7 protein-coding genes are annotated in these 7875 nt (G+C 66.4%); 1 reads left to right on the top strand and 6 read right to left on the bottom strand.

What is annotated here, in order from left to right:
• Positions 1-208: 208 nt before the first annotated feature.
• A complete protein-coding gene (locus E0L17_RS06000; RefSeq protein WP_167930342.1) occupies positions 209-1549 on the bottom strand; it encodes a glutamine synthetase family protein in 1341 nt (446 codons plus the stop codon).
• 111 nt (positions 1550-1660) lie between these two features.
• Positions 1661-1855 carry a FeoB-associated Cys-rich membrane protein gene (locus E0L17_RS06005; protein ID WP_167930343.1) on the bottom strand — a complete coding sequence of 65 codons (195 nt, stop codon included), beginning with the start codon at positions 1853-1855 and terminating at the stop codon, positions 1661-1663.
• A gap of 129 nt (positions 1856-1984) precedes the next feature.
• On the opposite strand from E0L17_RS06005, the gene gpmA reads away from it, so the two are divergent.
• Positions 1985-2749: a 2,3-diphosphoglycerate-dependent phosphoglycerate mutase gene (gene gpmA, locus E0L17_RS06010; protein ID WP_075280621.1), complete on the top strand. Its 765-nt coding sequence runs from the start codon at positions 1985-1987 to the stop codon at positions 2747-2749.
• A gap of 466 nt (positions 2750-3215) precedes the next feature.
• On the opposite strand, the gene E0L17_RS06015 is transcribed toward gpmA, so the two are convergent.
• From E0L17_RS06015 to E0L17_RS06030, 4 genes are all read right to left on the bottom strand, one after another.
• Positions 3216-4025, bottom strand: coding sequence for a ZIP family metal transporter (locus E0L17_RS06015; protein ID WP_167930344.1), 810 nt, complete (start codon positions 4023-4025; stop codon positions 3216-3218).
• 272 nt (positions 4026-4297) lie between these two features.
• The gene (gene feoB / locus E0L17_RS06020; protein ID WP_167930345.1) at positions 4298-6961 is read right to left on the bottom strand and encodes a ferrous iron transporter B; all 2664 of its coding nucleotides are present in this window, start codon (positions 6959-6961) and stop codon (positions 4298-4300) included.
• A 168-nt stretch (positions 6962-7129) separates the two neighbouring features.
• Positions 7130-7369, bottom strand: coding sequence for a FeoA family protein (locus tag E0L17_RS06025; protein ID WP_167930346.1), 240 nt, complete (start codon positions 7367-7369; stop codon positions 7130-7132).
• A 45-nt stretch (positions 7370-7414) separates the two neighbouring features.
• Positions 7415-7645 (bottom strand): FeoA family protein, encoded by a 231-nt coding sequence (locus E0L17_RS06030; RefSeq protein ID WP_167930347.1) that lies wholly within the window; start codon positions 7643-7645, stop codon positions 7415-7417.
• Between the last annotated feature and the right edge of the window lie 230 nt (positions 7646-7875).

Genomic DNA, 7875 nt, shown 5'->3' on the forward strand with positions numbered 1-7875 from the left:
CCGTGTCAGGGCGCATGCCCCGTCCGTCGCCAAAGACTCAGTTTGGTTCAACTCGCCTGAAGAGGTCCTTCTCACCAGGTTTCTTAACAAGATTGACACGTATGGGGATAGCTGCGGCGCAAGGGGTGGCGAGAAGGACGGCGCCGCCCGGAGATCCCCGGACGGCGCCGCGCGTCGTCGTTCTTCTCGCCGGCCCCTCGTCGCGAGCCTAGAATCCGCCGTAGTAGTGCTCGCGCTCCCAGTCGGTGACGGCGGTGCAGTACTCGTACCACTCGGCGCGCTTCTCGCGGACCAGGTAGTCGAAGATGTGGTCGCCGAGCACGGTGCGCATGAGCTCGGAGGACTCGAAGCGGTCGACGGCCTCGCCGAGCGTGCGCGGCAGGCGGGCAATCCCGCGGGCGGCGAGCTCGCGGTCCGAGAGGGCGAGCGTCTCGCTCGTGGCCTCCTCGGGGAGCGGCAGCCCCTCCTCGATGCCCTTGAGGCCGGCGGCGATGGTCACCGCGAGGGCCAGGTAGGGGTTCGCCGTGGGGTCGGGGCTGCGCAGCTCGACGCGGGTGGCGATGTGCTTGCCCGGCTTGTGCGTGGGCACGCGCACGAGCGCGGCGCGGTTCTTGCGGCCCCACGTGGCGTGCGTGGGCACCTCGCCCGTGGAGATGAAGCGCTTGTAGGAGTTCACCGTGGGGTTGGTGACCAGCGTGAACTCGGGCGCGTACTTGAGGATGCCGGCGATGTAGTGCTGGGCGACCTCGGAGAGGTGCGCCTCGTGGAACTCCTTGGGGCCCCAGAAGAGGTTCTCGCCGTCGTGGTCGAGCAGCGACTGGTAGAGGAACATCGCGGAGCCGGGAACGTTGGTGATGGGCTTGGGCATGAACGAGGCGTACATGCCCTGGGCGGAGGCCTCCTGCTTGATGACGAGGCGCGCCGTCATGATGTTGTCCGCGCAGCTCACGGCCTCGGTGAAGCGCAGCTCCACGCCGTTTTGGGACGGGCCGGCGGCGTGATAGGAGTACTGCACCGGGATGGACATCTTCTCGAGCGTCAGCGTGGTCTGGCGGCGCAGGTCGTTGGCCGTGTCCATGGGAGTGAGGTCGAAGTAGCCCGCGTTGTCGAGCGGCACCGGGTCGAGGTCGTTGTCAAAGTAGAAGTACTCCATCTTGGGGCCGACGTTGGGCACGTAGCCCCGCTCCTCGGCCGCCTGGAAGACCTTCTTGAGGCAACGGCGCGGGTCGCCCTCGAAGGGCTCGCGCGACGGGGTGTACACGTCGCAGAAGACGCGCGCGACGCCGGACTCCGAGGGGCGCCACGGCAGAAGGGCGAAGGTGTCCGGGTCGGGGAAGGCGAGCATGTCCGACTCCTCGAGCGAGGCGAAGCCGTCGACGGCCGACCCGTCGAAGCCGATGCCCTCCTCGAAGGCCTCCTCGAGCTCCTCGGGGGAGATCGCGAACGATTTAAGGTTGCCGAGCACGTCGGCGAACCACAGCCTCACGAAGCGGATGTCGCGCTTCTCGACGGTCCGGAGAACGAAGTCGATGTCCTTCTCGCTGCTCATGCGGTTTCCTTTCCGGTTGACCGGCAGGGCTACTCATTATTCAGCGATAGGTTCTCACACGCGTGTTTCGCGCCTGTTAATGCCGCAGGCGTCGTGCCGCTGGCGGCACGGCTACTTGTCGAGGTTCTTCTCGACGTTCCTGAGCATGTCCTGGGCGGCCGGGCAGGGCGCGCCCGTGGCGTGCGCGGAGCACGAGCCCCTGCTGCCGCAGCTCGAGCACTCGCCACCCGACCTTCTGATGGACCGCAGCGCCAGGGCGAGAAGGACCGCGATCGCGGCGATGATGACGACGTCGACGAGCCCCATGCGACCAACCTCCGAAAAGAGGAGAAAAGTTTGTTGTTAACCAAAGGCAACTATACCCATCTGCGTCATACTAGAGGGGCAAGGCGGCCGCGGTCGCACAAACTTTGCATCAGAAGGGACGTGTCTCCAATGAACGACGATCAGACCATGCAGCTCGTCATCGTCCGCCACGGCGAGTCCGAGTGGAACAAGCTCAACCTCTTCACCGGCTGGACCGACGTTGACCTCACCGACACCGGTCGCGAGGAGGCCCACGCGGGCGGCAAGGCCCTCAAGGAGGCCGGCTACGACTTCGACGTCTGCTACACGTCGCTGCTCAAGCGCGCGATCCACACGCTCAACTGCGTGCTCGACGAGCTCGACCGCAACTGGCTTCCCGTCCACAAGGCCTGGCAGCTCAACGAGCGCCACTACGGCGCCCTCCAGGGCCTGAACAAGGCCGACGCCGCCGCCGAGCACGGCGAGGACCAGGTCAAGATCTGGCGTCGCTCCTTCGACGTCTGCCCGCCCGCCCTCGAGCCCGGCGACGAGCGCGACCCCCACGTCCTCGAGATGTTCCGCGACGTGCCCAAGGAGGACCTCCCCTACACCGAGTGCCTCAAGGACACCATCGCCCGCGCCTGGCCGTACTTTGAGGCCGAGATCAAGCCGCAGATGGAGGCCGGCAAGCGCGTGCTGATCGCCGCCCACGGCAACAGCCTGCGCGCCCTCGTCATGCAGTTCGAGAAGCTGACCCCCGAGGAGATCCTCGAGGTCAACATCCCGACCGGCGTGCCGTGCGCCTACACCTTCGACAAGGACTGGAACGTCGTCGACAAGCACTACATCGGCGACCCCGCCACCATCGAGGCCAAGATCAACGCTGTCGCCAACCAGGGCAAGGCCAAGAAGTAAGTAGCGTTCGCCCTCACGGAAAGGCCCCGTCCCTTGCACGCAGAGCTGCGCTTCGCGGAAGGCTCTGCTCCGCAAGGGGCGGGGCCTTTTCGTGAGGACGCGGGTCACAGACCGGCAGGGAAAGAGTGGCTCGATTAACGCGCACTCGTGCGGGCCTTTTTCGCGTTTTCCCAGTTGACGTTTTGAAAACCGCGCGCGAGTGCGCGTTAATCACGGCGGCGAGGGGGTGCCGGACCCCGGAGCGCAAAGGCGCCACCTGCCATAGAGGGGGTTGGCAGGTGGCGCGTAGGCTGGCCTCTGCGGCGGGGAGAGGATCCGCCGCTCGGGCAGGGTTAAACACGCTGGCGCCGATGTGAGTCGCTGTTCTTCTCGGCGCATGGTTAGAATAAGTTAACTCAGTCTAATTCCCATTGTAGACCGGGCAATATCACAGGTTCTCCATAAGTAAGCCTTGGTTTACTATTAGCTACCCCAGCGCGACGTCGAGCACCATCATCAGGACGAAGCCCACGATGAAGCCAAGCGTGCCCACGTTGGAGTGCTCGCCGAGATGCGACTCGGGGATGAGCTCCTCCACCACCACGTAGATCATCGCGCCGGCGGCAAACGCCAGGAGCCACGGCATGTACGGGCTGATCCAGCCGCTCGCGAGCACCACGAGCACGCCGAAGATCGGCTCGACGATGCCGGAGAGGCTGCCCATCACGAAGGCGCGCCCGCGGCTCATGCCCTCCCGGGCCAGGGGCAGCGAGATGGCCGCGCCCTCCGGGAAGTTCTGCAGGCCGATGCCGATGGCGAGCGCCATGGCCATGCCGAGGTAGGCCTCCCCCGCCGCGCCGGCGGTCTGCGCCGCCATGGCAAAGAGCAGGCCCACGGACATCCCCTCGGGGATGTTGTGGAGCGTCACCGCGGACACGAGCAGCGTCGTGCGCTTCCAGTCCGAACGTATGCCCTCCGGCTCGTCGGAGTCCGCGTGGAGGTGCGGCAGGAAGGTGTCGAGCGCCATGAGGAAGGCCACGCCCAAAAGGAAGCCGCCCGCGGCCGGAAGCCAGCCGGGGACGCCGAGCCCCTCCGCCTGCTCGATCGCCGGGTTGAGAAGCGACCACACGCTTGCCGCCACCATGACGCCGGCGGCAAAGCCGAGGAAGATGTGGTGCATGTTCTTGCGGTCGGAGCGGAAGAAGAACACGACGGCGGACCCGACCGTGGTCATGAGCCAAGTGAAGCCGCAGCCGAGCGCCGCCCATGCGAGCGCCTGAGGTATGTTGTCGACCATATGTGCCTCCTCGAGCCCACCCTGGGGGGCAGGCGAGCCGATTGTCTGTGCTTTTACAGGATACCCCTAAGTACTACTAAACTAGTACCATTTATTTACCAGCAGTTATCCAGTTCGGGCAAGGCCGATACTCGCATGGTAGCCCAAAAACCACCGACAATCGGCTCGCACGCGGCCCAGTGAGCCTCCGCGGGACGCAAAACGGGCGCGCCGCCGGCGAGAAGAGCCGGCGGCGCGCCAACATGTGCAAAAGTGCCTGTCCCCTTTGCACGCTACGCGAGCTGGGCGAGGACCTTCTCGTCAGGCTGCTCGTCGCGCGGCATCGGGCGCACGATCTGGAAGATCATGCCCGCGAGCAGCGCGAACGCGACCACCGTCCACACGCCGAAGTTCCCCAGCGCGAAGAGCTCCCAGAGCTGGTTGATGATCAGGCCCACGACCCAGGCGAAGACGCACTGATAGCCGATCGCGAACCAGAACCACTTCGGCGAGTCCATCTGCCTGCGGATGGTGCCGATGGCGGCGAAGCACGGGGCGTCGAGCATGTTGAACGCCACGAACGCGCACATGGCGCCGACGTGCAGGATGCCCGAGGCGTCGGTGAACATGCCGGCGAAGCCGCTCCACATGGTCACGGAGTTCTCGGTGGCGTCGCCGATGCCGTAGATCACGCCGAAGGTGGAGACGAGGTTCTCCTTGGCGATGAGGGCGTTGATCGACGCCGCCGCGGCCTGCCAGGTGTCGGCGCCGAGCGGGGCGAAGATCCAGGCGACGGCATTGCCCACGATCGCGAGCAGGGAGTAGTCGGTGTAGTACTCGGGCGCGCCCTCCATGAGCGACATGAAGCCGAAGGCCCCGTTGCCGCCCTCCCAGTTGGCAAAGCCGAACTCGAGCAGGAACCACACCACCACGGACGCGGCGAAGATGATCGTCGTGGCCTTCTTGAGGTACGCGGAGATGCGCTCCCACACGTGCAGCCACCAGCTCTTGAGGGTGGGCAGGTGATAGTCGGGGAGCTCCATCACAAACGGCGCGGGGTCACCCGCGAACATGCGCGTCTTCTTCAGCATGAGCGCGGAGACGACAATCGCGGCAAGGCCGAGGAAGTAGAACATCGGCGCCACCCACCAGGCGTCGGAGCCGCCGATAAGGACGCCCATCACGAGGGCAATGATCGGAGTCTTGGCGCCGCACGGGATCATGGTGGTGAGCATCGCCGTCATGCGACGGTCCTTCTCGTTCTCGATGGTCTTGGTGGCCATGACGCCGGGGACGCCGCAGCCGGACGAGATGAGCATGGGGATGAAGCTCTTGCCGGAGAGGCCGAAGCGCCGGAACACGCGGTCCATGACGAAGGCCACGCGGCTCATGTAGCCGCAGTCCTCGAGGAAGCACAGCATGACGAAGAGCACGAGCATCTGCGGGATGAACCCGAGCACCGCGCCCACGCCGGCGACGATGCCGTCGAGGACGAGCGCCTGCACGAAGTCGGAGGCGCCGGCCGCCACGAGCCAGCCCCCGATGACGGAGGGGATCGACGGCACGAAGCTGCCGTAGTCCTCCATGGCCGGGGCCTCGCCCTGCGCGAGCGCGGCCTCCTCGAAGTCGGCGGCGCTCACGGAGTCGATGACGGCCAGCTCCTGGCCCTCGGCGAGGACGGGGTTGCCCTCCGCGTCGATGCGCGTGACCACCTCGTCGTCCGCGTCGATGAAGTTGCCGTCGCCGTCGTGCATCGGCACGTCGACGGCCGTGACGCCCGCAGCCTCGGCCTCGGCGGCGAAGGCGCTCACCGCGGCCTGAGCGTCGGCGTCCCCCGGGTCCTCGGCCAGGGTCTCGACGGCGGCGCTCACGTCGGCGGTGTCAAGGCCGTCGGCCTCGGCGGCGGCCAGGAAGCCGTCGATCTTGTCGCCATAGTAGTTGGCGTCGTACTCCTCCGTCGCCTCCTCGTAGGCGGCCTGGTCGGACGGGTTCCAGAGCCAGCCGTCGCCGAAGACGCCGTCGTTGGCCCAGTCGGTGCCCCACGTTCCCACCGTGGACACCGCGATGAAGTACACGACGAACATCACGGCCACGAAGATCGGCAGGCCAAGCACGCGGTTGGTGACCACGCGGTCGATCTTCTCGGACATGCTGAGCCGCTTGGGCGCCTTCTTGACGCACGCGCCCATGACGTCCGCGATCCAGTCGTAGCGGTCGGAGGTGATGATGGACTCCGCGTCGTCGTCGCGGGACGTCTCCACGGCCTTGATGGCCCGCTCGGCCTGGCCGAGCTGTGCGGGCGAGAGGTGCAGGGCCTTCACCGCCTCGGCGTCGCGCTCGAAGACCTTGATCGAGTACCAGCGCACGAGGTTGGCGTCGCAGCTGCCGGAGACGATGGTGGCGATCTGCGCCAGCGCCTCCTCGACCTCGGGGGAGAAGCAGCGCGCCCCGGGCTGGACCTTGCCCGCGCGCCCGGCGGCCACGGCCTTGCCCACCAGCTCGTCGAGGTTGGTGTTGCGCAGCGCGGAGACCTCCACGACCGGCGCGCCCAGGCGCTCCGAGAGCGCGGCGGCGTCGATGACGTCGCCCTTCTCCTTGAGCAGGTCGCACATGTTGAGACCCACCACGACGGGGCGCCCCGCCTCCAGGAGCTGCGTGGTGAGATAGAGGTTGCGCTCGAGGTTGGTGGCGTCGACGAGGTCGATCACGGCGTCCGGCCGCTCGTTCACCAGGTAGTCGCGCGAGACGACCTCCTCGGGCGTGTACGGGGAGAGCGAGTAGATGCCGGGCAGGTCGACGAAAGTGACGTCGCGGTCCGCGCGCCAGGTCGCCTGCTTCTTCTCAACGGTGACGCCGGGCCAGTTGCCCACGTACCCGTTGGAGCCGGTGAGCTCGTTGAACAGCGTGGTCTTGCCGCAGTTTGGGTTGCCTGCGAGACCGATCGTGATCTCAGCCATGTCCTGCCTTTCAGAGTTACCTATCTGCTACTTGCACGGTGACAATTGTTAGACTCTGTTAACTTGCTGGGCGAGAAAAACGGCCGCTCCCGGCCGTGCCACTGGCGTCAGGTTTATTTGGCACGCGACGCCCTACTCGCCCTTCTCGCCCTTCTCGCCCTTCTCGCCCTACTCGCCCTGCGAGACCTCAGAGACCTCGACGCTCGCTGCCTCGTCCTTGCGGATCGAGAGCTCGTAGCCGCGCACCGTGAGCTCAAGCGGGTCGCCGAGCGGCGCCACCTTGCGCACGTGGACCCGCGTCCCCTTGGTGAGCCCCATGTCCATGATGCGTCGCTTGAGGGCCCCGGCGCCCGTGAGCCTGGTCACCGTCGCGCTCTCCCCCACCTTCACGTCCTTCAGAGTTGCCATCTACCTTCCTTTCTCCCCAATGACGAAGCGGGACGGTCCCCCTCGTCACAGTGTCACGGTGATGCGGCTCGCCATCGAGCGGTTGAGCGCAAGACGCGCGCCCTTCACGGACACGATGACGTCGCCCGCGGCGCGCGAGATGACCTTGACCTCGGAGCCCTCGACAAACCCGAGCTCCGCCAGATGCTGCCGCAGGTCCGCGCCGCCGCGCACGCCTGCCACGCGGGCCCTCTCGTCCGGACCGACCATGGCCAGCGGAAGCTGAGATGCCGCCATCTTGCCCCCTAAGTTAGCTCTAGTAAACAGGACATGAGTAATATACGTCTAACTCGCGGTGGCGCAACCACCGTTCACCGATTGAGTTACACAACGGTGACTTTTTCGGGGGGCGCCTCCCCGAGTGACCCGTTTCGGCCAAACGGCCCCGCCCGCCCCGGCCGGGTGACCCGTTTCGGCCAAACGAGGCGGCCCGCCCCGGCCGAGTGACACGTTTCGGCCAAACGAGG

The sequence above is a fragment of the Olsenella sp. SW781 genome (genome assembly GCF_012027725.1).
Taxonomy (GTDB): Bacteria; Actinomycetota; Coriobacteriia; order Coriobacteriales; family Atopobiaceae; genus Thermophilibacter.

Coding starts and splice junctions, on each gene's coding strand:
- E0L17_RS06005 (WP_167930343.1), bottom strand. CDS start 1,855: ATGGGGCTCGTCGACGTCGTCATCATCGCCGCGATCGCGGTCCTTCTC.
- feoB (WP_167930345.1), bottom strand. CDS start 6,961: ATGGCTGAGATCACGATCGGTCTCGCAGGCAACCCAAACTGCGGCAAG.
- E0L17_RS06015 (WP_167930344.1), bottom strand. CDS start 4,025: ATGGTCGACAACATACCTCAGGCGCTCGCATGGGCGGCGCTCGGCTGC.
- gpmA (WP_075280621.1), top strand. CDS start 1,985: ATGAACGACGATCAGACCATGCAGCTCGTCATCGTCCGCCACGGCGAG.
- E0L17_RS06030 (WP_167930347.1), bottom strand. CDS start 7,645: ATGGCGGCATCTCAGCTTCCGCTGGCCATGGTCGGTCCGGACGAGAGG.
- E0L17_RS06000 (WP_167930342.1), bottom strand. CDS start 1,549: ATGAGCAGCGAGAAGGACATCGACTTCGTTCTCCGGACCGTCGAGAAG.
- E0L17_RS06025 (WP_167930346.1), bottom strand. CDS start 7,369: ATGGCAACTCTGAAGGACGTGAAGGTGGGGGAGAGCGCGACGGTGACC.